The sequence below is a fragment of the Massilia sp. CT11-137 genome (genome assembly GCF_047302885.1).
GTDB lineage: Bacteria > Pseudomonadota > Gammaproteobacteria > Burkholderiales > Burkholderiaceae_D > Telluria > Telluria orientalis.
This window is the reverse complement of record NZ_JBKYMP010000001.1, coordinates 1,017,117-1,041,043: the sequence shown is the minus strand read 5'-3', so window position 1 is coordinate 1,041,043 and position 23,927 is coordinate 1,017,117. Positions and strand designations below refer to the sequence as shown.

The window sequence follows — 23,927 nt, the reverse complement described above, 5'->3', positions numbered from 1 at the left end:
GGCTTACTCGAGCTGGATGCGCGTGATGTAGTACCCCGGGTAGGCGGCGCCCTGGCCCTGCCAGATGAGGGTGTCGATGGTCTTGCCGGCCGCGTTGATGTCCTTCAGCGGCACTTCGACGGCGGCCCACGTCTTCGCCTTCAGCTGGATGGCGAAGTCGGCCTCGATCGCCTTGCCGTCGGCCATGGCCTTGACCATCAGGGTCTGGCCGCCGTTCATGCCGCCGTTGATGACGAAGGTCAGCTTGTTGTAGCCCTCGGTGGAAAACGGTTCGTGGTGCAGGGCGAGCGCGCTCCACGGCTCGCCTTCGACGCGGATCGGCTTGCCGTTCCCGACCGGCACCGACAACTGCGTCTTCGCCCAGCTCCAGTTCTGGAAACCGTTCTTCAATTCGTCATCGTAAATGACAAGGGGGTGCGGCAGGTCCCCGGCCCGGGCCAGGCTCCCGCCGGACACGCTGGCCACGCCGAGGGCGGCCAGGAACAGGCGACGCGATACGCTCATGGTTGTCTCCGTTGGATTATCGTTGTAAGCCTGCTGAGGTGCAGGTTCCTCGATGCTACGACGGAAACGTATGCATGCCAAACATCTGATAAAAATTCTACTTCCCTTAGCACATTTCATAAATTCTGGGTCAGAGCACATTTTTCCTGAAATTCGGGGTCAGAGCACTTTTTGCTACAACGGCATGCGTTCAATTGAGCCGTATCCATGGCTGCGAATACGTCTTGGCTAAGGTCGTGACTTTCACTCAAATACCCCTGCCATGTCACGACATAAACGCCTGATCCTGCCCGCGGTGCCGCTTCACATCATCCAGCGTGGGAACAATCGCGCCCCCTGCTTTACGGGCACCGCTGACTATCTGGTCTACTTGACGCTGCTACGCAAGTACGCGGCCGAATCCGCCTGCCATATCCACGCCTACGTGCTCATGACCAATCACGTCCACTTGCTGCTGTCGACAGGCGGCCGTACCGGCCCAAGCGACCTCATGCGGCGGCTCGGCCAGCATTACGTCCAGTATTTCAATCGTCGGCACGGACGCAGCGGGACGTTGTGGGAAGGCAGATTCCGCTCCTGTCTCGTCGACACCGAACAATACCTGTTGGTCTGCCAGCGCTACATCGAACTGAATCCGGTGCGGGCACGGATGGTGAAGGCTCCGGAGGCTTACCCCTGGTCGAGCTATCACGCGAACGCACTGGGTGCCGACGATCCACTGGTGACGCCGCACGTGGTCTATGCCAGCTTGGGCGCGCACGACGTCGACCGGCGCGCGGCCTATCGCCACTTGTTCCTTGAAGACTTGACCGAACAATTGCTCGCAGAGATCCGACATGCGAGCAACAGCAGCCGGCCACTTGGTCCGGCATCGTTCCTTGAGGAGATCACGCATGCGTCAGGGCGACCGCCGGTGCAGCGACGTCTTGGAAGACCGCGCACCGGCGATAAACAATTGTCCTGAAATGTGCTCTGACCCCGAATTTGGCCGGAAATGTGCTCTGACCCCGAATTTTTACGCAAAAATCGGGCTCTGACCCCGGTTCTCAACTAGCGTCGTGGAAGATGATCCCGAGCGTATGCCGGTGCCCGCTGCGCACGCGGCTGACGCCGTGGCGCATGTTGACGCGGTAGATGCCGCGCGTGCCGTTGACGGGGCGCGTGTGCACGGGGAAGACGACGGCATCGCCCTGCCCCAGCGGCACCACTTCGACGCGCGACTGCATGCGCGGCCGTTGTTCCGTCAAGACGAATTCGCCGCCGCCGAAATCGACGCCGGGGCGCGACAGCAGTACGGCCACCTGCAACGGGAAGACGAAATCGCCGTACAGGTCCTGGTGCAGGCAGTTGTAGTCGCCCGCACCGTATTGCAGCAGCAGGGGTGTCGGCCGCAACTGGCCGGCCGCGTGGCAGCGCGCGAGGTAATCGCCGTGCGCGTCCGGGTAGCGCTCCTCCAGCCCGAGCGCCGCCTGCCAGCGGTTGGCGATGCGCGCCAGCGGCGGGTACAGCGCCGTGCGCAGGTCCGAAAGCCCGGGCGGCAGCGGATATGCGTAATAGCGATATTCTCCGCGCCCGAAGCCGTGCCGCTCCATCACGACGCGGCTGCGGAATCGCGCGTCGTCGCCATAGCCGGCCGCATACGCCGCGCACTGGTCCGCATCCAGCAGGGACGGCAGCACGGCGCAGCCGAAGGCGTCGAGGTCGTCGGCGACGCGGTCCCAGTCGATACTCATGATGCCTCGGCCTCGCGCTTGAGCAGCGCCTGCTTGCGTTCGACGCCCCAGCGGTAGCCGGAGATCGAGCCGTCGTTGCGCACCACGCGATGGCACGGAATCGCCACCGCCACCGGATTGGCGGCGCAGGCCCCGGCGATGGCGCGCGCGCCCTGCGGCATGCCGAGGCGCGCGGCCAGTTCGGCGTAGCCGACCGTCTGCCCCGCCGGGATCTGGCGCAGCGCCTGCCACACGCGCTGCTGGAACGCGGTGCCGCGCACGTCGAGCGGCAGGTCGAGCCCGAGACGCGGCGCCTCGACGAAGGCGACGACCTGCGCCACCGTGCGTTCGAAGCCGGGTTCGGCGCCGATCAGCTCGGCCTTCGGAAAGCGGTCCTGCAGGTCGCGCACGAGGGCGTCCGGATCGTCGCCCAGCAGGATGCAGCAGATGCCCTTGTCGGTCGCGGCGACGAGCAGCGCGCCCAGCGAGCACGCCGCCACGGCGAAGCGGATCGCTTCCCCGCCGCCGCCCGCGCGATAGCGTTTCGGCGTCATGCCCAGCACGCCGGACGACGCGGCATAGAAGCGGCCGCTGGAATTGAAGCCGGCGTCGTAGGCGGCCGCGGTGACGCTGCCCGCCTGCGCCAGCCCCTGCTTCAAGCGCTCGGCCCGGCGCGCCGCCGCATAGGCCTTCGGCGTGATGCCCGTGTGCGCCTTGAAGATGCGATGGAAGTGGAAGCGGCTCATGCCGCAGGCCTCGGCCAGGCTGGCGAGGTCCGGTTCTTCCTCGGCGGCCTCGATCAGACGGCACGCCTTCGCCACGGCCTCGGCCTGGCGTTCGGCCAGCGGCGGCGCGTCCGGGCGGCAGCGCAGGCAGGCGCGAAAACCCGCCGCCTCGGCATCGTGCGGCGTCGCGTGGAAAGCGACGTTGGCGCGGCGCGGCGTGCGCGACGGGCACGAGGGCCGGCAGTACACACCCGTGCTGCGCACGGAATAATAAAACTGGCCGTCGGCTTCGCGCGCGCGGGCGACCACGGCGGCCCAGCGCTCGTCGTCGGTGCGCCAGGCGGCAGCGGATTGGGGGAGGGTGGCGGTGTTCATCTCGGTCTCCAGATTCTCGATGGCCCCATCGTAAGCGCGGGCGTTCCGGCAAACACTTCGGGTCTTGCTTTCGAATTCGCGATGCTAGAATGTCGCCTCCCCGACGAGGTGACAGATTCCGGAGAGTAGTTTGGACGAACAGATCGCGCAAGACAGCACGCCCATTTTCCAGCGTATCAAGGATTATCTGCTCGGTGAGATCGCGTCGGGCCGCTGGAAGGAAGGCGACCTGGTGCCGTCCGAGCAGGCGCTCGTGCGCCAGTTCGGCGTCTCGCGCATGACCGTCAACCGCGCCGTGCGCGAGCTGACGGCGGAACAGGTGCTCACGCGCCGCCAGGGTTCGGGCACCTACGTCGCGCCGCAGAAGTACCAGGCGACGCTGGTCGAGATCCGCAACATCGCCGACGAGGTGCGCGCGCGCGGCCACGTGCATGCGAGCCATCCGCGCCTGCTGGAACACAGCCCGGCGGGCGAGACGCTGGCGCGCCAGTTCGAGCTGGAACCCGGCACGCCGCTGTTCCATTCGCTGATCATCCACGACGAGAACGGCCAGCCGATCCAGGTCGAGGACCGCTGGGTCAATCCGGCCTGCGCGCCCGCCTACCTGGACCAGGACTTCGCGCGCATCACGCCCAACGAGCACCTGATGGAAGCGGCGCCGCTGCAGGGTGCCACGTACAGCATCGAAGCGCTGCCGGCGCCGCGCGAAGTGGCGGAGATGCTCGGTGTCGCACCCGGCACGTCGTGCCTCGTGCTCAAGCGCCGCACGACGTCGGGCGGCCGGGTGGCCTCGGTCGTGACAATGTGGCACCCGGGACATTTATATAAATTCACGGGCAGCGTCGGCTGATTGTGGTGATAATTGGTGAGGTCAATCAGGAACCTTGAGCATGTTGGGATTTTGTACAAAGCTCACGAACACGTTCCAAAAAAATCGGTTATTATTCCGATTAAACCCCGCCTGACATCCTCTTGCAGCTCTTCCACTATTGAATATTGCACACATTGGCACCACCTTTGTGCAGCAAGCCAGTCTGACAAGTACGGGAACCGGCTGACACTACCGAGCAGGATCGACGAGAGTCCGAAAGACCTGCAGGCGTTAATTACTTACCTCTCTTGAGGAAAACATGAGCGAAAACATCAAACACATCAGCGATGCATCTTTCGAAACCGACGTGCTCAAATCGGAGCGCCCGGTCCTGGTCGACTTCTGGGCCGAGTGGTGCGGCCCCTGCAAGATGATCGCGCCGATCCTGGAAGAAGTCGCGAAAGAATACGACGGCAAGCTGCTGATCGCGAAGATGGACGTCGATGCGAACCAGGCCGTTCCGGCCAAGTTCGGCATCCGCGGCATCCCCACGCTGATCCTGTTCAAGAACGGTGTCGCAGCGGCCCAGAAAGTCGGCGCGATGGCAAAAGGCCAGCTGACTGCTTTCATCGATAGCAACATCTGATACCATAGGTGGCGGCAGCGCGCCCGCACTGCCGCCTGTTCCGGACCGGGTAGGCGATCGATTCCGATCCTATCCCTTTGATTAACCCACGCAGTTCCCTCCCCTACCTTTACTTTCCCGTCACGGGACACCCGACACATGCACTTATCTGAACTGAAGGCAATGCACGTCTCCGCCCTTCTGGAGATGGCGATCAGCCTGGATATCGACAACGCAGCTCGCCTGCGCAAACAAGAACTGATGTTCGCGATCCTCAAGAAGCGCGCGAAACAGGGCGAACAGATTTTCGGCGACGGTGCGCTCGAAGTGTTGCCGGACGGGTTCGGTTTCCTGCGTTCGCCGGATGCGAGCTACATGGCTTCCACCGACGACATCTACATCTCGCCATCGCAGATCCGCCGTTTCAACCTGCATACGGGTGACTCGATCGAAGGCGAGGTCCGCACGCCGAAGGATGGCGAGCGCTACTTCGCGCTGGTGAAGGTAGACAAGGTCAATGGCGAATCGCCGGAAGCCTCGAAACACCGCATCCTGTTCGAGAACCTGACGCCGCTGCATCCGAACGAGCCGCTGCGCCTCGAGCGCGACATGAACGGCGCGGAAAACATCACCGGCCGCATCGTCGACCTGATCTCGCCGATCGGCAAGGGCCAGCGCGGCCTACTGGTCGCTTCGCCGAAGTCGGGCAAGTCGGTCATGCTGCAGCACATCGCCCACGCGATCACCGCCAACCACCCGGACTGCACGCTGATCGTCCTCCTGATCGACGAACGTCCCGAGGAAGTGACGGAGATGCAGCGCTCGGTGCGCGGCGAAGTCGTCGCGTCGACCTTCGACGAACCGGCCACCCGTCACGTGCAGGTCGCGGAGATGGTGCTGGAGAAGGCCAAGCGCCTCGTCGAGATGAAGAAAGACGTCGTGATCCTGCTGGACTCGATCACCCGCCTGGCACGCGCCTACAACACCGTGATCCCGGCCTCGGGCAAGGTGCTGACCGGCGGCGTCGACGCCAACGCGCTGCAGCGTCCGAAGCGTTTCTTCGGCGCCGCGCGTAACGTCGAGGAAGGCGGCTCGCTGACGATCGTCGCGACCGCGCTGATCGAGACCGGCTCGCGCATGGACGACGTGATTTACGAGGAATTCAAGGGCACCGGCAACATGGAAGTCCACCTCGAGCGCCGCCTGGCCGAGAAGCGCGTCTACCCGGCGATCAACCTGAACAAGTCGGGCACCCGCCGCGAGGAACTGCTGATCAAGCCGGACCAGCTGCAGAAGATCTGGATCCTGCGTAAGCTGCTGTACTCGATGGACGAGATCGAGGCGATGGAGTTCATCCTCGACAAGATGCGCGCGACCAAGACCAACGTCGAATTCTTCGACCTGATGCGTCGCGGCGGCTGATCCTCCAGCCCTGGCATCGAACGGAAAAGGCGAGTCGTACTCGCCTTTTCTGCTTTATGCGGTACGATTCATCTAGGTCAAGCCGAGGGTGGTACGGGCGCGGAAAATCCGCACCAAGACAACCATGGAGGCCAAGATGATCTTCAACGAATTACGCGACGTCCCGGCGCGGCACGACAAGGACGTCGTGCTCGACCGCCAGCTGACGGTTCTCGAAACCCGCGTCGACACCACGCTGACCATGTTACCCAACAAAGCAGACCTGTCGGAACTGAAGGCCGAACTCAAGGCCGACATCCATGGCGAATCGACCCACCTGAGCAAGTGGATGGCGGCAACCGCCATCACGATGCTCATCGGCTTCGGCCTCGGTTTCGGCGGCATGATCCTCACCATGATGTCGCGCCTGCACGGCGCCTGAACGGTGCCGAAACGGTGCAGCAACAGCGCCGGTTGCCTTGGGCGCAGGGCTGGCTTATAATCGCCGGTTCCGTATCCAACCCTGGCAAGTGATCGGCAATCGGGTCAAGAAGCAGGTCGACCGACGAAGTGCCGTTTGGCTACCAACCTAACCAAGGCAAAACCATGAAGACCGATATCCATCCGGATTACCGCGAAGTCGTGTTCCACGACCTGTCCTGCGATTTCAAATTCATCACCCGTTCGACCATCTCTACCCGCGAAACCATCAATTTCGAAGGTAAAGACTACCCGCTGGTCAAGATCGAGGTGTCCGCTGAATCGCACCCGTTCTTTACCGGCAAGCACAAGATCGTCGACACCGCTGGCCGCGTTGAAAAATTCCGCCAGAAGTTCGGCTCGGTCGGTTCGAAGACCAGCGTCGCCAACGGCTAATTCCCGACGAGCGAACATCCGGGAAGCCTTCGGGCCTCCCCAAAGGAAGCCCAGGGGCTTCCTTTTTTTTCGTCGTTGCCCACCCACGTTACGCCTCGTAGCAATACCACCCGCGACGCTTTGCCACGGTCCCCTTATACTACGCGACATTAATTTATTGCATTACTTCGCGCGCTATCGATGAAACCCGTCCGCCTACCCGCCGCCGCCACCCTCGCGCTGCCACGCTGGGCTTTGTACGCACTCGGCCTGTTGTACATCCTGCCGGGCCTGATCGGGCGTGACCCGTGGAAGGATGATGCCGCCAGCTTCGGCATCATGTGGACGATGGCGCACGGCGGCATCCAGGACTGGCTGATGCCGCACATCGCCGGCCTGCCCGCGCCCGAGGAAGGGCCGCTGGCGTTCTGGCTCGGCGCACTGTGCATCAAACTGTTCGGCTGGCTCCTGGGCGACGTGCTCGGCGCGCGCATCTCGACCATCGGCATCTTCGCGCTCGGCACGGTATCGCTGTGGCACACGGCATTCCACCTCGGCCGGCGTTCGGAAGCCCAGCCGCTGCGCCTGGCCTTCGGCGGGCAGCCCGAGCCGGACGATTACGGCCGCACGCTGGCCGACACAGCCGTCCTGATCTACCTCGGCTGCCTGGGCCTGCTGCTGCACAGCCACGAGACGCTGGCCGTCACCCTGCAGGGCGCGCTGCTGTCCTGGTTCCTGTTCCGCTCGGTGCGCTATATCGAGGACAGCACGCCGCGCAACGCCGTGTACGTCGGCGCAGCGCTCGGCCTGCTCACCTTGACGCGCGGCTTCGCGCCGCCGCTGGCCCTGCTCGCCGCCCTGTACCTGTGCATCCGCTTCCTCAAGCTGCCGTCGGCCTCCCTGCTGCGCCATCTCGGCCAGGCCGCGGGCACCGCGCTGCTCATCACGCTCGTATGGGCCATCCCGGCCACGCTGGCGCATCCGTACGGCCTGTCGCCAGTCGGCGGCTGGCTGGCCTGGAATGCCGAGCAGCTGAGCGTGCCAGGCTGGCATGCGATCAAGGCCTTCTTCCGCGTCGGCATCTGGTATTTCTGGCCGGCGTGGCCGTTCGCCGCCTGGACCGCCTGGGCCTGGCGCCGCCAGCACGGGCTGCTGCACATCATCCTGCCGACCTGCTTCGTCGGCGTGCTGACGCTCGTGATCCTGTGCGACCCGATTCCCGAAAGCGGCGACCTGCTGAAGCTGCTGCCGCCGATGGCGCTGATGGCCGCGTTCGGCCTGCCGACGATGAAGCGCGGCGCGATCAATGCGATCGACTGGTTCTCCGTGATGGTGCTGACGCTGCTGGGCGGCCTCGTCTGGGTGTTCTGGATCGCCAAGCTGACGGGCTGGCCCGCGCAATTCGCCAAGAACGCCCTCAAGCTGGTTCCGGGCTTCAAGCCGGAATTCGGCATCGTCGCCTTCCTCGTCGCGGCCGCGACGACGGTCGGCTGGATCTTCCTCGTGCACTGGCGCCTGTCGCGCCAGCCTTCCGTGCTGTGGCGGGCCGTGGTGCTGTCGTCGGGCGGCCTGATCCTGCTGTGGGTGCTGCTGATGACGCTGTTCCTGCCGGACCTGAACTACGGCAAGAGCTACGCCAGCGTGGCCCAGCAGATCGCCGCGCGCCTGCCGGCCGGCGCGGACTGCATCGACACGAACGTCGGCGCGCCCCAGCGTGCGTCGTTCGCCTACTTCGGCCACTTGCCGTTCGCCCCCGTCGACGGCGGCGCGTGCAGCTATCTGCTGCTGCAGGACAGCGTCGGCCAGAAGGTGCCTGCCCAGTCGGGCGCGATGCAGAACGGCGCGCTCGTGCGCGGCGGTGCGGCGCTGCCGTTCCACGGCCGCGACTGGACGCTGCTGTGGGAAGGTCGCCGCCCGTCCGACCGCGACGAACGCTTCCGCCTGTACCGGCGCGTGCGCTGAGCGCTCAGCGGCGCCGCACGTCCGCGCGCGCGCGCGCGGGCTGGCGCCGGCGCCATGCCAGCGTCGTCAACACGCCCAGGCCGGCCAGCAGCATGCCCCAGGCCTGCGGCTCCGGCACCGGCGAGATCGTCAGATCCGCCCCGAACACCCCGCCCCCGACACCGCGCACCTCGCCATTCACCTGGATCGCGTAGGAACCGCTCGTCAGCCCAAAGCCCGACAGCGCCCACGAATCCGGCGCATCGGCACCCGAACCCGTCAGATCGATGCCCGCGATGGCGCTCCCCAGCATGGCCTTCGTGACCGGATCGTAGCGGTAAAGAGACAAGCCCGTGATCAGCAGGTCCTTCGTCTGCGGCGTGTTCAGGTAGGACGACGTCAGCGAGGCGGCCGCGTCGAACGGTGTGCCGACGTCGAACGTGAAGACGTCGGTGAAGGTGCTGCCGGTGGTCGACTGCGCGAACGTGTCGCCGAAATGCGCGTTGAAGCCGCCCAGGCCATCGTCCGTCGTGACGACCGGGGCCGTGCGGTTGACCGTCGCCGCCCCCGCGCCTTGCGCCATCAGGGCCGCGCCCGCGACCGTGGCCAGAACGAGAGATTTGAGTTTCATGATAGTTCCGTTGAGAGATTAATCGGACTCGCTATCCAGGAGCAGGTGTCTTTACACCGATCCGTCGGAACAGCTTAAGTTCCGAAAGCCTGATTAACCGTTAGATCTCGCACAAATTTCTATCATTTCTGAATAGAAAATAATTTTTCGACCAGGAACCTTTTATTCCAGAACAATTCTTCTCGGAAAAGGCGAATTTGAGGAAGGTCAATCCGCCCCGGGGGCGCTTGATCAAAATGGGGTTTGTAATCGGTCCCTGCCGTCGTTGAACGTAAGGAGTGCGACATGAAAAGCGTGACGTTTTCCGAAATCGAGCGCGTCCGGAAGGGAGCGCATCGCCCCACCTCCCCCTCCCCGCGCCACGCCGGCTACTTCTCCTGCTGAGCATGGTGCTGGGCCTGCCCGCGCTGGCCTTCGCCTTCCACCTCATCGATCCGACGGCGCCGCTCGGCTACATCGTCGTGCCGGTACTGCTGGGCGGCCTGCTGCCGGCGATCGCGCCCACGCTCCTTGGCCGCTTCGAGGTCACGACCCGCTTTTCGGCCTGCCACCTGGTCGGCACCCTGGACGATGCGATGGAAAGTCTCGGCTACGCGCCGGCCGAACGCGGCCCCGGCACCGTGCGCTACCGCATGCGCGCAGCACGCTGGCCCGCAGGAAAGAACGCCGAGATCACGGTGACGGTGCGCGACCACATGCTCGAAGTCGCCGGCCCCGTGCGCACGCTGCACGCGCTGCGCCGGCAGCTCAGCTGCTGACCCGCCTCACACCTTCATTGGCAGGATCACCATCTGCAAGCCTTCCAGGTGCAGCCGGCGCTGCACCGCCAGCGACGCCTGGTTGTGCAGCAGCCGCGTGAACCAGTTATCGGATGCGAAGATCAATTTACTGGTGAAGAAAATCGAGTTCGGATACTCGCGGTTGATCTGCTCGCACATGCGGGTCACCTCTTCCACCGCATCCGTGCCGAAGCCGATGTAAGACGCCGACGCCATCCCGTGGCTCTGGCAGAAATCGACGAAGTATTCCAGCGTCCGCGCCGCATCCTTCCGCATCTTCTCGAGCGCACCCTCGCCGCCATAGGCGTGGGCGTCGACCGTGCGCGCGTTCACGAACAGGAAATTCTTGAAGTGGCCGGGGAACATGCGCAGCACCCACAGCAGCGCGTGCAGGCCGCCGCCGCGCGAGTTACCGACGATGAAGACGGCCGTCTGCGCATCCGGTTCCGGATCGACGGCTTCCTTCACCGGACCGAACGGCTGGTTGGCGAACACGCGGTCGACGGAACGGATGGCACGCTTGGTTTCGCGGTAGTGGTTGCGGATGAAGATGCACAGGCCCGCGATGGCCGCGATGATCAGCGCCGTGGCCCAGCCGCCCTGCGTAAAACGTTCGACGAGCAGCACGGCGAGGATGCCGGCGCAGATGATGAAGCCCGTCAGCGACAGCAGGAAGCGCCGGATCCAGCGCGCGTCCTTGCGATGACGCCACCAGTACAAACACAGGCCGAACAGCGAGATCGCGAACGTGAGGAACACGGAGATCGAATACAGCACGACGAGCAGCGTGACCTGGCCGCGCGTCCAGAACAGGATCGCCAGCGCGGCGATGCCCATCACGAGGATGCCGTTCTGCGTGACGAGGCGCGTGGACAGGTAGCGGAACTGGTGCGGCACCCACGAATCGCCCGCCATGTTCGACAGCACGGACGGCCCGCCGAGGAAGCCGGTATTGGCCGCCACGAACAGGAGTCCGGCCTCGAACGCGAGGACGACGGCCAGCACGATCTGGTTCACGAGCTCACCGCCCAGGCCCATGCTGGCGATGATGCGGCGGAAGGTGGTCGCGTTCAGCGTCTCGCCCGCGGTCGGCTGCGCATCCCACAACAGGTACAGCAGGATGATGCCGCCGGCCGTGACGGCCAGCGACAGCGCCATGTAGAACATCGTCATCTTGCCTGTGCGGACGCGCGGCTCGGCCAGCAGGTTGACGTTGTTCGACACGGCCTCGAGGCCCGTATAGGTACCACCGCCCTGCGAGTACGCGAGCAGCAGCATGCCGGCCACGCCGGCCCAGCCGATCTCGCCGGCCAGCGACCCCGTCTCGGCCATCGTGTTCGGTACCAGTTGCGGAAGGTGCGATGCATGCGCGACGATGCCGTACACGATCAGCACGAGGTGGGTGGCGACGAAGCCGAGGAAGATCGGCAGCAGGATCTGGATCGCCTCCTTCAGCCCGCGCAGGTTCATCACGATCAGGAGGCCGATGAAGAACGCCTCGGCCCAGAGTTTATAGGGCTGGAAGCCGAGCGGCAGGAACGACGCGAGCGCATCGACGCCGGACGCGATCGAGATCGCGATGGTCAGCACGTAGTCGAGGATCAGGGCGGCGCCGGACACGAGGCCGAGATACGGCCCGACGAGCTTGGTGGCCACGCGGTAGCCGCCGCCCCCGGTCGGGAACAGTTCGATCACCTGGTTGTAGGCGAGCGCGATGATGAAGACGGTGACGGCGGTGGCGGCGGCCATGTACAGGCCGAGGTGGGTGTGGGCGCCGAGCGCGCGAAAGGTTTCTTCCGGACCGTACGACGAGGAGGACAGGCCGTCCGCCCCGAGCCCGACCCAGGCAAGGAAGGCGACCAGGGCCATCGAGTGACGCGTCTCGCTCTTCATGGGGTCGAGCGGCTTGCCGAGGATGATCTCGCGTATTTTCTTATTCTTCATCGTACAGGCCGCCTTGCCGGACGGCGCGTTTGCTCAGGTAGGCAAGATCATACGCCGGAACGCCCCCTGCGCCCACTTCGGGCGCACGCACTCTGGTCAGTTTTGCGTTCCATGTGCTAATATGCGCGCCTGCGCTTGCAGCCTCTGTGGCGGAATTGGTAGACGCACTTGACTCAAAATCAAGCGCCGAAAGGCGTGCCGGTTCGATTCCGGCCGGAGGCACCACCTACTCATCCGTAGTAGTCCCGCAAAGTACAAGAAACCGCGTTTCTCCCTCTGGGAACGCGGTTTTTTTGTGCGCCGAAGTTTGAGCTCGTCCATCACCAGCCATCGTTTTTGTCGTAGGCGGATGTTGCGCTGTCGGGCAAAGCACATAAGCCGCGAACCAGCTCGAGCAGCCGGCCTTCATCGGTCAGCGACGCGAGTAGTGCGAGCGATACGCCGGCGCAGCCCACAGCGCGTGTACTCGGCACGCCCTTGGATCGTGCCAGCTCAAGAATTTGGTCGGCCTGGAGGTTTATCTCACCACCCCATACAAAACCTCGACCGGCGTCGCGCAAAGAGGCGGGATTTCGTCATGACGGAATTTGTCCTGCCAACCTTGCCAAAGGTTGCCCATTTGAAACAAAAATATAGATATTGAACAGCTCCGCATTACAATAGCAATTAGCTCAACAGCAACGGCAACAGTCGATGTCAGCTATCCCCTATTACGAACAGCACGCAACTCGGCTGGTTACTCAATACGAGTCGCTGTCTTTTGAGGACGTCCACGCGGACCTGATCGGCATACTGCCGGCGCCGGGCAGCACGGTCCTCGATATCGGCGCAGGTTCCGGCCGGGACGCGGCGTGGCTCGCGGCAAAGGGATACGACGTCGTGGCCGTCGAGCCATCCGAAGCCATGCTCGCCCACGCGCGCGCAAAACACACGTCGAGCCGGATCCAATGGCTGTCCGACAGCCTGCCTGGCCTCGCGAACGTGCGCCGCCTCGGCTTGAGCTTCGATCTCATCCTGCTGTCCGCCGTCTGGATGCACATTCCTCCGTCGGATCGCCAGCGCGCGTTGCGCAAGCTGGCGACGCTGCTGGCGCCGAAAGGACGCATCGCGATCAGTCTCCGGCTCGGTGCGCCCGACACCGAACGCGCGATGCACGAGGTCTCGCTACTGGAACTGGCCGGCCTTGCCCAGCAATTCGGGCTACGCATCGTCCACGCCAGCGTCAGCCAGGACAAGCTGGGACGAAGCGAAGTGTCGTGGACGAACGTCGTGCTGGGGCTCCCCGACGACGGCCTGGGTGCCCTGCCCCTGCTGCGGCACCTGATCCTCGTGGACGAAAAGTCGTCGACGTACAAGATCGCGCTGCTGCGCGTACTGGCCCGCATCGTGGATACCGCGGCGGGGCTGGCCCGCTACGACGCGGAATCCGTGGTCGTGCCGTTGGGTCTTGTATCGCTCTTTTGGCTGCGCATGTACAAGCCCCTGATCGAACACCCCCTGCCCCAGATGCCGCAGAGGACCGGCCCCGGTTTCGTCACCAACAGCTTCACCTCGCTGCGGTCCGTGACCGCGGTCGAACTGCGGATCGGCTCCGTGTTCGGCGACCAAACGGCGAAGCACCTGCACCAGAGTCTTTCCGAGATTTCGCAGGTGATCCGCAACATGCCCGCGAACTACCTGCGCTGGCCCGCGAGCGACAAGCCGATCTTCGACGTCACGCGGCGCCGCATGGTGCCGACGCCCTCGTCGCTGCAGATCGACGAAGCCTTCCTGTGGAGTCTCGGCGACTTCCGCATCCCACTCGAGATCTGGCATGCGCTCACGCATTACAACGTGTGGATCGAGCCCGTGCTCGTGTCGGAGTGGGTCAGGCTGATCGAGTCCTACTGCAACGACGGTCGACCGGACGTTCGCGCCCTCGCCCACTCGCTGCTCGCATGGGTCGATCCCGCACGCGACACCAGCTTCGCCAGGGCGGCGGTCGATCGCATGCGCGCGGCCGGAAAACCTGTGTATTGCGTCTGGTCCGGTGCGCGCCTGCGCGACGAGTACGACGTCGACCACTGCTTCCCATTCGCCGCCTGGCCGTGCGGCGACGCATGGAACCTGATGCCGGCGTCACGGCAGGTCAACATCCAGAAGTCGAACCGGCTCGTCACCCAGGCCGCGCTGGAACGTGCCAGCGACACCATCAGCAGCTGGTGGAACGACGCCTTCCTGAGTCATGGCGACGGTCTACGGCGCCAGTTCTTCCTCGAGGCGTCGCAGACGCTGCCGATTCTCGTGGCCACGCCGGAGCCGGCCGACGTCATCGACGCGATGAAAGTCCATCGCATCAGGCTGAGCAAGGATCAGGGACTGCGCCCTTGGGAGCCCGCCAATGCTGCCGGTCGCAACCGGGCTGCGGCCGCAAGCCTTCCATCAATGCAGCAACCGACTATCGAATGAGTTCGCACATATGAAAATTATCTTCGTCATCGTCATCCTTGCCGTTCTTCTAGCGGGACTCTTCGCAGTGCAGTTGAAGACGGCGAAGGGAAAAGGCCGCACCGGTGCGTACCGCCGCCGCAAATTCATGACCGATAACGAGGAGGAGTTCTTCGGCCGGCTCGTCGTAGCACTTCCCGACCATTACATTTTTCCGCAGGTCGCGATGTCAGCCCTGCTCGACACGGCGAGTAGCGACAAGCGAACAGCGCATGGCGACCGATTGCGGATCGCCCAACAGCGCGTCGATTACGTTGTCTGTACCCGACGCTGCGAGGTCGTCGCGGTCGTCGAGCTGGACGACAAAACGCACTCTCGCGCAAAGGATGAACTGCGGGACGCGCGACTCGAACAGGCGGGCATACGGACCGTCGGCTTCCAGGCGAGAAACAAGCCAAAAGTCGACGCCATCCGGAATATGATTCTCGGCCCCACGGTAACCGAAGCAGGCAAGGCCACGACCGAACACACCGGTCAGGATGCCTTACCTGCCAGTGCTACGTCGCTCACACAGCAATAGTCCGCCCGCGCACCGATTTCGTCATGACGAAATTTGTGGTCCGGGCCGCCGCGATGCCAGTCGCTACTTCACTTCGAACAACAGCGGCTTGAAGCTGCAGCGCGGTTATGGCGAACATCTGGATTTCGTCGCGACGAAATTTGTACGTATCGCTTCCTTAGCATCGCTTGTAAAGATGCTCTTCCTGATGCAGGCCCCCCCTCCATTCCCGACCGGTATCGCTTCAAATAAATTGATGACACGAATATGGGCTCTAGGGTCTGTCTGACTGAGTGAACGAAATTTTGTTTGGTTGGTCAGATGGCGATGAGCCGAACTGATCTAACTGAACAGCAATGGCGGCAGCTGGAGCCACATTTGCCGCCCAATCCACGTCACGGTCATGCGTATGTCGGGCATCGACATGTGATCAACGGGATCTTGTGGCGATTGCGAACTGGCGCGCCCTGGCGCGACATTCCGCCTCGCTACGGTCCCTGGCAGACCTGCTACGACAGGTTTGTGCGCTGGTCGCGCAACGGTACATGGCACCGCCTTCTCAAGATCATGCAAGCGGCAGCGGATGCGTCTGGCCGCATCGACTGGGATGGCGCTGCGCTTGACGCGACCCATGTGAAGGCGCAACGAAGTGCGGCCGGCGCCCGGAAGACGCTTCCTTCGTCAGAAAAAAGGGGGATGTAACTGACGAGTGGCTGGGACATTCGCGTGGTGGCCTCACCAGCAAAATCCATCTCTGCGTAGACGGGCATGGCTTGCCTTTATCTTTCGTAGTCACAGCCGGGCAATGCAGCGACGCGGCGAACATCGGCACCGTCCTTGATGCCATCTCCGTGCCCCGATCGGGACGAGGGCGTCCGCGCAAACGCCCGACGTGCCTACGTGTCGACCGGGCATATGGCGCGCGTCATTATCGGCGAGAGATCCAGCAGCGGGGAATTCGCTGCGTCTGCCCGGAACGACTCGATGCACAGAAAAACCGGCTGCGCAAAGGGCGTCGGGGCGGATCGCCACCGCGCTTCGACGCTGAAGCGTACAAGGGGCGTAACGTCGTCGAGCGCGCCATCAACCGATTAAAAGACTTCCGCGCCGTCGCAACGCGATACGATAAACGCGGCCATAACTTCTTCACCGCCGTGCTTGTGGCGACAATTGTTTTATGGCTGCTCTGAGGTCAGTCAGACACGCCCTAGCACCCATACCGGCGAGCCTAAGGTCCTCGTCTATCGAGCGCGGGTAGCCGGGGCATTCGGATATCATGCCGGGCGGCAACTCGACCGAGTCAGCGCTGTCGTAGTTCTGTCGACGACAGCTGCGACTACGGGCGACGTGCAGTAGGCGATATCGGACGATGTGCGCAAGGGGACTGACGATGCAGGAAGTGTCACGTGTCTGGAACGATCTGAAGCGAAAAGAAGACCAGTTGACGTGGAGCGGTGGCTATCCTAGTCACGGCGAACAGTACGACAGCATGGGGCGGGCCGCCGGCACCTCGGCTCACCTGGGCGGCGCGTGGGGCTACGACCAGCTCGGCCGCGTAAACCGTGTGCGCAAGGCGCTGCACGATTCGGGGCCGCTGGCGCAGCGCATGATCGTCGAGCGCCTCGTTGGTATCGACTTGTCGATGATCGCGTCCATCCTCGTGTCGGCGTGCCAGGACCTGGCACTGATCTACGGTGGTTCGACCGTTATCGGCGGATTCATCGGCGGTGTCGGCGGCGCCTTCTTCGGCGGCATCGGTGCAGTACCGGGCGCTGCCGCCGGCGCCGCCGCGGGTAGCTACGTCGGCGGCCTCATTTTGAGCGTGCTGGGCCTGAAGTCCCTGGTGGAAGGCATCGCAGAGGCGATACCCGCCGCGCTGCGGCAGTACCAGAAGGGAATCGCGGAGGCATGGGGCCCCGAGCGGCAGGACGACCGCTCGCGCCTGGGCTTGGGCGTGCGCGGCGATACGGCCGCGGCAGCGTTCGACCTCGCCAACGGCCACTTGATCGTGATGATGGCGATCCTGTCCGTCATGACGGCGTATATGTCGCGAGGGAAGGCTGACCGGGCGGTCCTGCTGAACGAAATCGAGCGCAGCCCCCGGCTCGGTCCGCGCGTCGCGGCCTGGGTCGAGCAGAACGAAGAACGGCTGCGCCGCCAACCGGCGCTGCAGGCGACCCATGGAGGCGCTGGCGGTCATCACGGGACGGCGCAGGAGCCGCCGCCATCGCGGCCGCGTGACGGACGACGCGAGAGCGAGGGCCCTCGCCCGCTCCTGATGCCGACGGCGAAGGTGCCATGTTTCAAGACCAACGGGTTGCCGTCGACACGCTTTCCTGAATTCGACCGCCAGTTGGCCGGGCAGGAGACCGGACTCAACGCCATGACGGTGGCCGATTACCTCGATGGTCGCGACGCGTTTGAATCGGGTACGGCCGTGCGCGATCCGAATGTCGCGCGCACGGCACGTACAACCCATGAGGGCGGCTTGGAAGCCAAGTTCCTCAGGCAGTTGCGCGTACAGGGATTGTCGTCCGACGCAGCGCGAGCCAAGGCAGTGGAAATGGCGGCGGACCAAATGAAAACGCTCGCCGCACTGCATAATCCGGACATGGTCGCTGGCGGGAGGGATGTGATCGCCGGATTCGGCGACCGCTCGATCAATTCGCGTATCGGAGCACAATGGAAGGCGCTGACTGGAGAGCCTGGTAACAAGACGACCCGGCTGGCGGAATTGGACAAGGCCGCCGAGCGCGTGCCGGCATCGCTACGCGCGACGATGAAGATGAACGCAAAACTTGAACGCTGCAAATAAGGGAACGCTTGGACATGGACGAAGATTTCGCCAGCTTTTTGGCAGAGTTTGAACCGGCAATCGATAAGCGCTACGTGCCGCCATCGACGATCGCACGCTATCGCGGCAAACTGCCGGACCAGTTGTTAGCGTACTGGGACGAGTACGGCTGGTGTGGCTATGCGGATGGGTTGTTCTGGACCGTCAATCCTCAGGAATACGAGCCTGCGCTCGAAGCGTGGATCGGCGATACGCCGTTCATGGAACAGGACGCGTATCACGTCATCGCCCGCAGTGCGTTCGGCACGCTTTATCTGTGGGGCGAACAAACCGGCGACACGCTGCGCATCTTCGCGCCGGCGTCGCGCGGCTTTTCGTCTATGCCGGATGACAGCATCGATCGTGACTTCGCCATGCGCCTGTTCTTTGGAGGATTGTGGCGCCGCACGAACGACGTCGAAGGCTTGTTTGCGCCAGCCTTGCGGCAGCTGGGGCGCCTCGCGCACGACGAAATGTACGGTTTCGTTCCGGCGCTCGCGCTCGGTGGCGCTCCAACGCTCACCAACCTGCGCAAGGTCAAGGCGGTCGAGCACCTCGTCATCCTCGCACAGCTAGCGCCGCTTCACGTAACTGAAATCTGATCGGGCGAGCGCCGTCCGGCCACGTGACTGGTATCAGTCCTGGCCCGCAATGGCGCAGCCGCTTCCCACCAGAGGAAACTCGACATGGACGAAGATTTCGCCTGCTTCTTGGCAGAGTTTGGACCGGCGATCGATAAGCGTTACGTGCCGCCTGCGACGATTGATCGTTACCGCGGCAAGCTCCCTGACCAGTTGCTGGCGTACTGGGAAGAGTACGGCTGGTGCGGCTATGCGGATGGGTTATTCTGGACCGTGAATCCCCAGGAGTACGAGCCGGCGCTGGAGGCATGGATCGGCGAGACCCCGTTCATGGAGCAGGACGCCTACCACGTCATCGCACGCAGCGCTTTCGGCAAGCTTTACCTCTGGGGCGAAGAGACCGGGGACACACTCAGCATATTCGCGCCAGCCTCGACCTGTTTCGCATCGCCTCCCGACAACGACATCGACCGCGATTTCGAAATGCGTTTGTTCTTTGGGGGAATGTCGCGCAAGGGCATTGACGTCGAGGGCCTGTTCGCGCCGGCCCTGCAGCAATTAGGGCGCCTCGCGCACGACGAAATGTACGGCTTCGTTCCGGCACTCGCGCTGGGTGGCGCTCTAACGCTCTCCAACCTGCGCAAGGTCAAGGCGATTGAGCACCTCGCCCTCCTTGCACAGCTTGCGCCGCTTGACGTAACCGTAATGTGATCGGGCGGGCGCTGTCCGGCCGCGTGACCGGCCTCAGTCCAGGCCGTGATGGCGCAGCCGCTTCCCGCCAAAGGACCCTTGACATGGATGAAGATTTCGCCTGCTTCCTGGCAGAGTTTGGACCGGCGATCGATAAGCGCTACGTACCGCCGGCGACGATCGCGCGCTATCGCGGCAAACTGCCGGACCAGTTGTTAGCGTACTGGGACGAGTACGGCTGGTGCGGCTATGCGGATGGGTTATTCTGGACCGTGAATCCTCAGGAATACGAACCTGCGCTCGAAGCATGGATCGGCGATACGCCGTTCATGGAACGAGACGCGTATCACGTCATCGCCCACAGTGCGTTCGGCACGCTGTACCTGTGGGGCGAGAAAACCGGTGACACGCTGCGTATCTTTGCGCCTGCGTCATGCGGTTTCTCATCGGCGGCTGACAACGACGTCGATCGGGATTTCCAAATGCGCGTCTTCTTTGGTTCGCTGTGGCGCGACACTAACGACGTCGAAGGACTATTCGCGCCGGCGCTCAAGCAGTTGGGCCGTCTGGCACACGACGAAATGTACGGCTTCGTTCCCGCATTGGCGCTCGGAGGCGCGCCCACGCTAGCCAACCTGAAAAAGGTCAAGGCGGTCGAGCACCTCGTCATCCTAGCGCAGATCGAACCTCTTTACGTGACCGAAACCGGAATCTGATCGGGCGGGCGCCGTCCGGCCGTGTGATCGGCCTTTGGTCCAGTCCATTCTTCTAAATGAAAGACGAAGTCGACAACATGAAGAAACGCTTCGCGTGCTTGGCCGTGGCCGGCGCCTTCTTGAACATGCCGTCCGCCTTCGCGGCAAACGAACGGTCGAAGACGGAGAGCGTCGCGCTGAACGCTGTCCACAAGCCGGCGACACGCTACGAAGGGACCCTGTCCAACAAGCGCATCCTGATGGTGCTGTCACAGCAGGGGGCAACTGTCGAGGGCGCCTACGCCTACGTGAAACAAGGCGCCAACGAAGCACCGCGCTGGATTGATCTGAACGGCAATGCGACTGCCACTGGCGGCGTGACGCTGGTCGAAAAATTCAAGGATAAGGTGACGGGCAAGTTCGATGGCAAAATCGCGGGCAACGTCTTTTCTGGGACGTGGCGTTCGCCGGACGGCAAGAGCCTGGAATTTGCAGCGACAGCCGTCGGGGCACCGGACAACATCAGGATCGTCGCCCGTGTCGCGCGTACGAACGGCGACATGAAGTTGAAGGGAATCGACATCTATCGCGACCAGAAGCTGACGCAATCGCTCCCGGCCGACGCCAACATCTTCACATCGCTCCCGAATCTCCGGTACGACAACCGCGACCTGAATTTCGACGGTTATCCCGATCTCGCGGTACCAGTCGAGAATGGAGAACAACTCTACTGGCTGTACGACCCGGCACAACACCGCTACGTGGACGCGCCGGCGTCGCTGCGCGACATTAACGTCACGCACACACGGTACAGCACCAATGAAATCATCGAGGAGTGGAGCGGCGGGTCAAAGTCTAAAGGTATGAATGTTTACAAATACGCGGGCGGCAAATATTGCCTGATTGAGGAAACCACAGTGTCCGGCGAACCCGAGACAGCGAAGACCAGCACGAAAAAATATCCAGTGTCGCAATGCAAGGTCAAGGAAGACTGACGGCGCGCGAAGTAGTGATGCGCTTCAGTCGACGTCGTAATGCAGACCTTCACGCCGCTACACGCATTTGCCTAGAAACGACAGTGAACCAAAATCCGCGACAAAGGTCAAAGCGATCAGCGGGATTCCGCATTCGAAAACCACACCCATACCCTAACCGACTTTGTATCCACGCGTGAATCCATGCCACAGATGAGCCCGCCAAGAAAACCCGCAGCCACGCGGCTTCCAGCGCACTCATCGATTCGGCCGGAGCACCACCTACTCATCCGTAGTAGTCCCGCAAAGTCCAAGAACCCGCATTTCCCCCTCCGGGAACGCGGTTTTTGCGCGCCGAAGTTTGAATCAGCAGTCCGCTCCTGATTGCGCGGCGCCCGCCGGAGTCACTGCGTTCAGAGAAAACGCAGGCGGATCGGGTATACGCCGGTGATGGATTCCACGCAGCCTTCGGCAACCAGAATCGGCGCCAGCACGGAAGCCAGCCTGCGCGACTTGGCCGGGTAGTGTTGATTGATCCAGTAGCCAAGCGTGTCGGGCTCGACATCGCCGGTCATGTTGGCACCGAGACCAGCTTCCGCGCCCGCTGGAAAATCGTTCAGCAAATCCTGCAGGAAGTCGCTGTCGATGGTGAACGGCGTCTCGCTCCAGTCACCCGAAAACCCGATGTGGACGTTGCCCGCGTAGCTGATGTTGGGTGTCTTGCCGTTCAGCGTGCTGATCAGCGTGCGCGGCAAACCCGCATGATCGCGCCTGAGCCGTGCTGCGCCCGCCCGCTGGATGTGCTTGCGTTGCCGCTCGTCGTTGCCCGCACCCGGCGCGTTCTCCTTCAGGCAGCTGACGTCGTAGCCGATCATGAACAGGCTCGCCTCGAACGCATGCATGCGGTCTTTTGCCGCCTCTCCCGCGAACAGCCCGGGCGCCTTCTCCGACAGCGCGGTCATCAGCCAGCCAAGCCGGATCTTTGCGCCGCACCAGTCAGCGGCCGTCGCGGCGGCGGCGGCGGGCGCGTACGACAGCACGCCGGGGCTCTGCGCATCCGCGAACAGGCTGTGCACGGAGCGGTCGGACGGTATCGCCGGAAAGGCCAGTTCGGATGGCAGCGGTGCGCCGGCCTTGCCCTGCGAGCGGCGCCACAACTCGACGAGCGCAGCGATCGCCGCCGCGACCCGCGAATCGTAAATCGGCAATCCATCGTGCGATGCGAGCGCGTGGACCTTGGTCAGCATCGAATTCATCTTCACAGCCTGCGGCCGACTGGCGTCAACGACGGCGACGTCGAGCGCGAATGCGCGGCTCGACGTGCCCAGGTATTCCGCCAGCTTTCCCTCCGCATGCAACGCTTTCAGAAACGGCATGGCGCCTTTTGCATCGTTACGGTTGCCACCCCAAGCGAGGACCCGGCGGCAGGCGTCCAGCACCTCGTCCTCGTTGCGGCCGGCGATGGCCCGCTTCAACGCATCGCCCAGCTCGTGCAGGTAATCCCGCGTTTCCTGCCAGTTGCCTGTTTCGCTGCCCTTCGTACGCCAGCGGTAATGCCGCAGCAAGTCCAGCCCGGATACGTCCGTACGGATGCCGCCGGGGACGAAGCGCGACGATTTGATGTCGAGCCGGATCGACAGGTTACGGTAGTGTTCAGCCAGCCAGTCCGTGAATGCGGCGACGTCCGACGACGCGATAAATGCGTTTCTGTTCATGCGAAAAGCTTTCTTTAAAGAAACTACGGTCCAAATTATAGCAATGCGGGTCGAGCGCGCGTATCGGTCAAAAATAACGCCAGCGCTCGTCATCGAACCTGGCGCCCGGGGGCACGAGGCCGGCGTCGATCAATGCGCGGAAGAGCAAAGTCCTGAGTTCATCCGCACTGGCTGCGGTGTATTCGCCGTTGTGATGCGATTGCGCGGGAATGAAGCGCGCCGACCGCTTCGCCGGATCCTCTTCCGCGATGTCGACGGTTACGTGGATGATCAGCCCCGGCGTCCCGTCCGCCGGCCGGATCCCGCGCGTGCCGATTGTCGCGAACGTATGGTCGCGGCTGACGTACACGGCCAGGCCACCCGGCAGCTCCCTCACCGGTTCATGCTCCTCGTGCAGGGTCCTGGCGCTGTAGAAGAAACCCATGGATGCGGGCCCGGGCGTCGAACGCGGATGCAGCAAGGCGCCCACCGACGGACACCGCTGGACGAAGCACCCGCCGAGTGCGGCGTACACCTGGTTCAGAGCCGTCTGCACCTGCCGGATGGTGCGGTCATTCAGCGTGCGCACATACGCCGGCGCCAGCTCGAACTGCTGCTGTTCGATGGAAGCCTCGTCCCCACCCCACCGGGCCGGATCTGGATCGATCGGCAGAACGGTGCGCGCCAGCGTGCGTCCGTCCGGCGCGACGCATCCGGACCGGTAGTGCGCCTGCACGCCGCGGTACCACTGGCTCTCCGGCGCGAAATGGCGGTCCGCGATTTGTACCAGCGCTGGATTGCCGGGAATCACGAGCCGGTCGCGCACGACGTCCGCGAGTAGCGCCACCGTCGTGCGCACGTGTCCGTCGATGCGGGCGAAGCACGCATTCGCATCCGCGATCCTGTCCGCGTCGACCGTGTCGTCGGCGTGGATAAACCCGCGCGCGAGGTGCCCGGCCAGCCGGTTGACTTCACGGCACAGCCCGTCGACTTCGACGTACACGCGGTAATACACTGGCCAGTGCCGGACGATTACGTGCGGACCGGCAAACATGCCGAACACGAGATTGCCCAGCTCCGTCAGTTCGCGCAACAGGCGTGGCGCGCTCGTCGCCTGCGTGATCGTCGTCTGCTTCAATGCGTTCTCCTTTCGATAGGCGATTCCCGCGGC

The 23,927-nt window shown here is 63.5% G+C and carries 23 protein-coding genes and 1 tRNA gene; 17 read left to right on the top strand and 7 right to left on the bottom strand.

What is annotated here, in order from left to right:
- Nucleotides 1–3: 3 nt before the first annotated feature.
- Entirely contained in the window at nt 4–504 is a 501-nt protein-coding gene (locus ACEN98_RS04685) for a hypothetical protein (RefSeq protein WP_413381891.1), read from the bottom strand.
- Nucleotides 505–766: 262 nt separating this feature from the next.
- Here ACEN98_RS04685 and ACEN98_RS04680 point away from each other — a divergent pair, with 262 nt between their 5' ends.
- Nucleotides 767–1,468: a transposase gene (locus ACEN98_RS04680; RefSeq protein ID WP_413381889.1), complete on the top strand. Its 702-nt coding sequence runs from the start codon at nt 767–769 to the stop codon at nt 1,466–1,468.
- An 82-nt stretch (nt 1,469–1,550) separates the two neighbouring features.
- On the opposite strand, the gene ACEN98_RS04675 is transcribed toward ACEN98_RS04680, so the two are convergent.
- Complete coding sequence (locus tag ACEN98_RS04675; protein WP_413381886.1) at nt 1,551–2,237, bottom strand: 2OG-Fe(II) oxygenase; 687 nt, start codon at nt 2,235–2,237, stop codon at nt 1,551–1,553.
- Complete coding sequence (ada, locus tag ACEN98_RS04670) at nt 2,234–3,316, bottom strand: bifunctional DNA-binding transcriptional regulator/O6-methylguanine-DNA methyltransferase Ada (protein ID WP_413381883.1); 1,083 nt, start codon at nt 3,314–3,316, stop codon at nt 2,234–2,236. The genes ACEN98_RS04675 and ada overlap by 4 nt, the downstream gene beginning before the upstream one ends.
- 130 nt (nt 3,317–3,446) lie before the next feature.
- Between ada and hutC the strand changes: the two genes are divergently transcribed.
- The 6 genes from hutC to ACEN98_RS04640 all read left to right on the top strand — a co-directional run bounded on the left by hutC (nt 3,447) and on the right by ACEN98_RS04640 (nt 8,970).
- Nucleotides 3,447–4,166, top strand: coding sequence for a histidine utilization repressor (gene hutC / locus ACEN98_RS04665; protein ID WP_413381880.1), 720 nt, complete (start codon nt 3,447–3,449; stop codon nt 4,164–4,166).
- A gap of 280 nt (nt 4,167–4,446) precedes the next feature.
- Nucleotides 4,447–4,773: a thioredoxin TrxA gene (gene trxA, locus ACEN98_RS04660; RefSeq protein WP_036236119.1), complete on the top strand. Its 327-nt coding sequence runs from the start codon at nt 4,447–4,449 to the stop codon at nt 4,771–4,773.
- A 138-nt stretch (nt 4,774–4,911) separates the two neighbouring features.
- Nucleotides 4,912–6,174, top strand: a complete 1,263-nt coding sequence (gene rho, locus ACEN98_RS04655) for a transcription termination factor Rho (protein WP_413343042.1) — start codon at nt 4,912–4,914, stop codon at nt 6,172–6,174.
- A 124-nt stretch (nt 6,175–6,298) separates the two neighbouring features.
- Complete coding sequence (locus ACEN98_RS04650; protein ID WP_413381877.1) at nt 6,299–6,595, top strand: hypothetical protein; 297 nt, start codon at nt 6,299–6,301, stop codon at nt 6,593–6,595.
- Between the two features lie 164 nt (nt 6,596–6,759).
- Nucleotides 6,760–7,029 carry a type B 50S ribosomal protein L31 gene (locus tag ACEN98_RS04645; RefSeq protein WP_056124537.1) on the top strand — a complete coding sequence of 90 codons (270 nt, stop codon included), beginning with the start codon at nt 6,760–6,762 and terminating at the stop codon, nt 7,027–7,029.
- Nucleotides 7,030–7,209: 180 nt separating this feature from the next.
- Nucleotides 7,210–8,970, top strand: a complete 1,761-nt coding sequence (locus ACEN98_RS04640; protein ID WP_413381874.1) for an ArnT family glycosyltransferase — start codon at nt 7,210–7,212, stop codon at nt 8,968–8,970.
- 4 nt (nt 8,971–8,974) lie between these two features.
- On the opposite strand, the gene ACEN98_RS04635 is transcribed toward ACEN98_RS04640, so the two are convergent.
- Nucleotides 8,975–9,580 (bottom strand): FxDxF family PEP-CTERM protein, encoded by a 606-nt coding sequence (locus ACEN98_RS04635; protein WP_413381871.1) that lies wholly within the window; start codon nt 9,578–9,580, stop codon nt 8,975–8,977.
- 386 nt (nt 9,581–9,966) lie between these two features.
- Here ACEN98_RS04635 and ACEN98_RS04630 point away from each other — a divergent pair, with 386 nt between their 5' ends.
- Nucleotides 9,967–10,338: a hypothetical protein gene (locus tag ACEN98_RS04630; protein WP_413381867.1), complete on the top strand. Its 372-nt coding sequence runs from the start codon at nt 9,967–9,969 to the stop codon at nt 10,336–10,338.
- Nucleotides 10,339–10,344: 6 nt separating this feature from the next.
- On the opposite strand, the gene ACEN98_RS04625 is transcribed toward ACEN98_RS04630, so the two are convergent.
- Nucleotides 10,345–12,303: an APC family permease gene (locus ACEN98_RS04625; RefSeq protein ID WP_413381864.1), complete on the bottom strand. Its 1,959-nt coding sequence runs from the start codon at nt 12,301–12,303 to the stop codon at nt 10,345–10,347.
- Between the two features lie 140 nt (nt 12,304–12,443).
- Between ACEN98_RS04625 and ACEN98_RS04620 the strand changes: the two genes are divergently transcribed.
- The 9 genes from ACEN98_RS04620 to ACEN98_RS04580 all read left to right on the top strand — a co-directional run bounded on the left by ACEN98_RS04620 (nt 12,444) and on the right by ACEN98_RS04580 (nt 21,083).
- Nucleotides 12,444–12,528 (top strand) — tRNA-Leu (locus ACEN98_RS04620).
- Nucleotides 12,529–12,996: 468 nt separating this feature from the next.
- Complete coding sequence (locus ACEN98_RS04615) at nt 12,997–14,751, top strand: methyltransferase domain-containing protein (protein WP_413381861.1); 1,755 nt, start codon at nt 12,997–12,999, stop codon at nt 14,749–14,751.
- A 10-nt stretch (nt 14,752–14,761) separates the two neighbouring features.
- Entirely contained in the window at nt 14,762–15,310 is a 549-nt protein-coding gene (locus ACEN98_RS04610) for a DUF2726 domain-containing protein (RefSeq protein ID WP_413381858.1), read from the top strand.
- A 306-nt stretch (nt 15,311–15,616) separates the two neighbouring features.
- Nucleotides 15,617–16,479, top strand: a protein-coding gene (locus tag ACEN98_RS04605) for an IS5 family transposase (RefSeq protein ID WP_413381855.1) whose coding sequence is annotated in 2 segments (ribosomal slippage) — nt 15,617–15,959 and nt 15,959–16,479 — 864 coding nt in all. Because the reading frame shifts where the segments join, the coding sequence is not laid out codon by codon here.
- 200 nt (nt 16,480–16,679) lie between these two features.
- Complete coding sequence (locus ACEN98_RS04600) at nt 16,680–18,104, top strand: DUF6861 domain-containing protein (protein WP_413381851.1); 1,425 nt, start codon at nt 16,680–16,682, stop codon at nt 18,102–18,104.
- Nucleotides 18,105–18,118: 14 nt separating this feature from the next.
- Nucleotides 18,119–18,724: a GAD-like domain-containing protein gene (locus ACEN98_RS04595; RefSeq protein WP_413381848.1), complete on the top strand. Its 606-nt coding sequence runs from the start codon at nt 18,119–18,121 to the stop codon at nt 18,722–18,724.
- A gap of 84 nt (nt 18,725–18,808) precedes the next feature.
- Complete coding sequence (locus ACEN98_RS04590) at nt 18,809–19,414, top strand: GAD-like domain-containing protein (RefSeq protein ID WP_413381845.1); 606 nt, start codon at nt 18,809–18,811, stop codon at nt 19,412–19,414.
- Nucleotides 19,415–19,497: 83 nt separating this feature from the next.
- The gene (locus tag ACEN98_RS04585; protein WP_413381842.1) at nt 19,498–20,109 is read left to right on the top strand and encodes a GAD-like domain-containing protein; all 612 of its coding nucleotides are present in this window, start codon (nt 19,498–19,500) and stop codon (nt 20,107–20,109) included.
- Nucleotides 20,110–20,165: 56 nt separating this feature from the next.
- Nucleotides 20,166–21,083: an XAC2610-related protein gene (locus ACEN98_RS04580; protein ID WP_413381839.1), complete on the top strand. Its 918-nt coding sequence runs from the start codon at nt 20,166–20,168 to the stop codon at nt 21,081–21,083.
- Between the two features lie 392 nt (nt 21,084–21,475).
- On the opposite strand, the gene ACEN98_RS04575 is transcribed toward ACEN98_RS04580, so the two are convergent.
- On the bottom strand, nt 21,476–22,870 hold the full coding sequence (locus ACEN98_RS04575) for a hypothetical protein (protein ID WP_413381836.1): 1,395 nt from the start codon (nt 22,868–22,870) through the stop codon (nt 21,476–21,478).
- Nucleotides 22,845–23,894: a hypothetical protein gene (locus ACEN98_RS04570; protein WP_413381833.1), complete on the bottom strand. Its 1,050-nt coding sequence runs from the start codon at nt 23,892–23,894 to the stop codon at nt 22,845–22,847. The genes ACEN98_RS04575 and ACEN98_RS04570 overlap by 26 nt, the downstream gene beginning before the upstream one ends.
- Between the last annotated feature and the right edge of the window lie 33 nt (nt 23,895–23,927).

Excerpts from the sequence above, each read along its gene's own strand:
- ACEN98_RS04685 (WP_413381891.1), bottom strand. The coding sequence starts at position 504 with ATGAGCGTATCGCGTCGCCTGTTCCTGGCCGCCCTCGGCGTGGCCAGC.
- ACEN98_RS04680 (WP_413381889.1), top strand. The coding sequence starts at position 767 with ATGTCACGACATAAACGCCTGATCCTGCCCGCGGTGCCGCTTCACATC.
- ACEN98_RS04675 (WP_413381886.1), bottom strand. The coding sequence starts at position 2,237 with ATGAGTATCGACTGGGACCGCGTCGCCGACGACCTCGACGCCTTCGGC.
- ada (WP_413381883.1), bottom strand. The coding sequence starts at position 3,316 with ATGAACACCGCCACCCTCCCCCAATCCGCTGCCGCCTGGCGCACCGAC.
- trxA (WP_036236119.1), top strand. The coding sequence starts at position 4,447 with ATGAGCGAAAACATCAAACACATCAGCGATGCATCTTTCGAAACCGAC.
- rho (WP_413343042.1), top strand. The coding sequence starts at position 4,912 with ATGCACTTATCTGAACTGAAGGCAATGCACGTCTCCGCCCTTCTGGAG.
- ACEN98_RS04650 (WP_413381877.1), top strand. The coding sequence starts at position 6,299 with ATGGAGGCCAAGATGATCTTCAACGAATTACGCGACGTCCCGGCGCGG.
- ACEN98_RS04645 (WP_056124537.1), top strand. The coding sequence starts at position 6,760 with ATGAAGACCGATATCCATCCGGATTACCGCGAAGTCGTGTTCCACGAC.
- ACEN98_RS04640 (WP_413381874.1), top strand. The coding sequence starts at position 7,210 with ATGAAACCCGTCCGCCTACCCGCCGCCGCCACCCTCGCGCTGCCACGC.
- ACEN98_RS04635 (WP_413381871.1), bottom strand. The coding sequence starts at position 9,580 with ATGAAACTCAAATCTCTCGTTCTGGCCACGGTCGCGGGCGCGGCCCTG.
- ACEN98_RS04630 (WP_413381867.1), top strand. The coding sequence starts at position 9,967 with ATGGTGCTGGGCCTGCCCGCGCTGGCCTTCGCCTTCCACCTCATCGAT.
- ACEN98_RS04625 (WP_413381864.1), bottom strand. The coding sequence starts at position 12,303 with ATGAAGAATAAGAAAATACGCGAGATCATCCTCGGCAAGCCGCTCGAC.
- ACEN98_RS04615 (WP_413381861.1), top strand. The coding sequence starts at position 12,997 with ATGTCAGCTATCCCCTATTACGAACAGCACGCAACTCGGCTGGTTACT.
- ACEN98_RS04610 (WP_413381858.1), top strand. The coding sequence starts at position 14,762 with ATGAAAATTATCTTCGTCATCGTCATCCTTGCCGTTCTTCTAGCGGGA.
- ACEN98_RS04600 (WP_413381851.1), top strand. The coding sequence starts at position 16,680 with ATGCAGGAAGTGTCACGTGTCTGGAACGATCTGAAGCGAAAAGAAGAC.
- ACEN98_RS04595 (WP_413381848.1), top strand. The coding sequence starts at position 18,119 with ATGGACGAAGATTTCGCCAGCTTTTTGGCAGAGTTTGAACCGGCAATC.
- ACEN98_RS04590 (WP_413381845.1), top strand. The coding sequence starts at position 18,809 with ATGGACGAAGATTTCGCCTGCTTCTTGGCAGAGTTTGGACCGGCGATC.
- ACEN98_RS04585 (WP_413381842.1), top strand. The coding sequence starts at position 19,498 with ATGGATGAAGATTTCGCCTGCTTCCTGGCAGAGTTTGGACCGGCGATC.
- ACEN98_RS04580 (WP_413381839.1), top strand. The coding sequence starts at position 20,166 with ATGAAAGACGAAGTCGACAACATGAAGAAACGCTTCGCGTGCTTGGCC.
- ACEN98_RS04575 (WP_413381836.1), bottom strand. The coding sequence starts at position 22,870 with ATGACGAGCGCTGGCGTTATTTTTGACCGATACGCGCGCTCGACCCGC.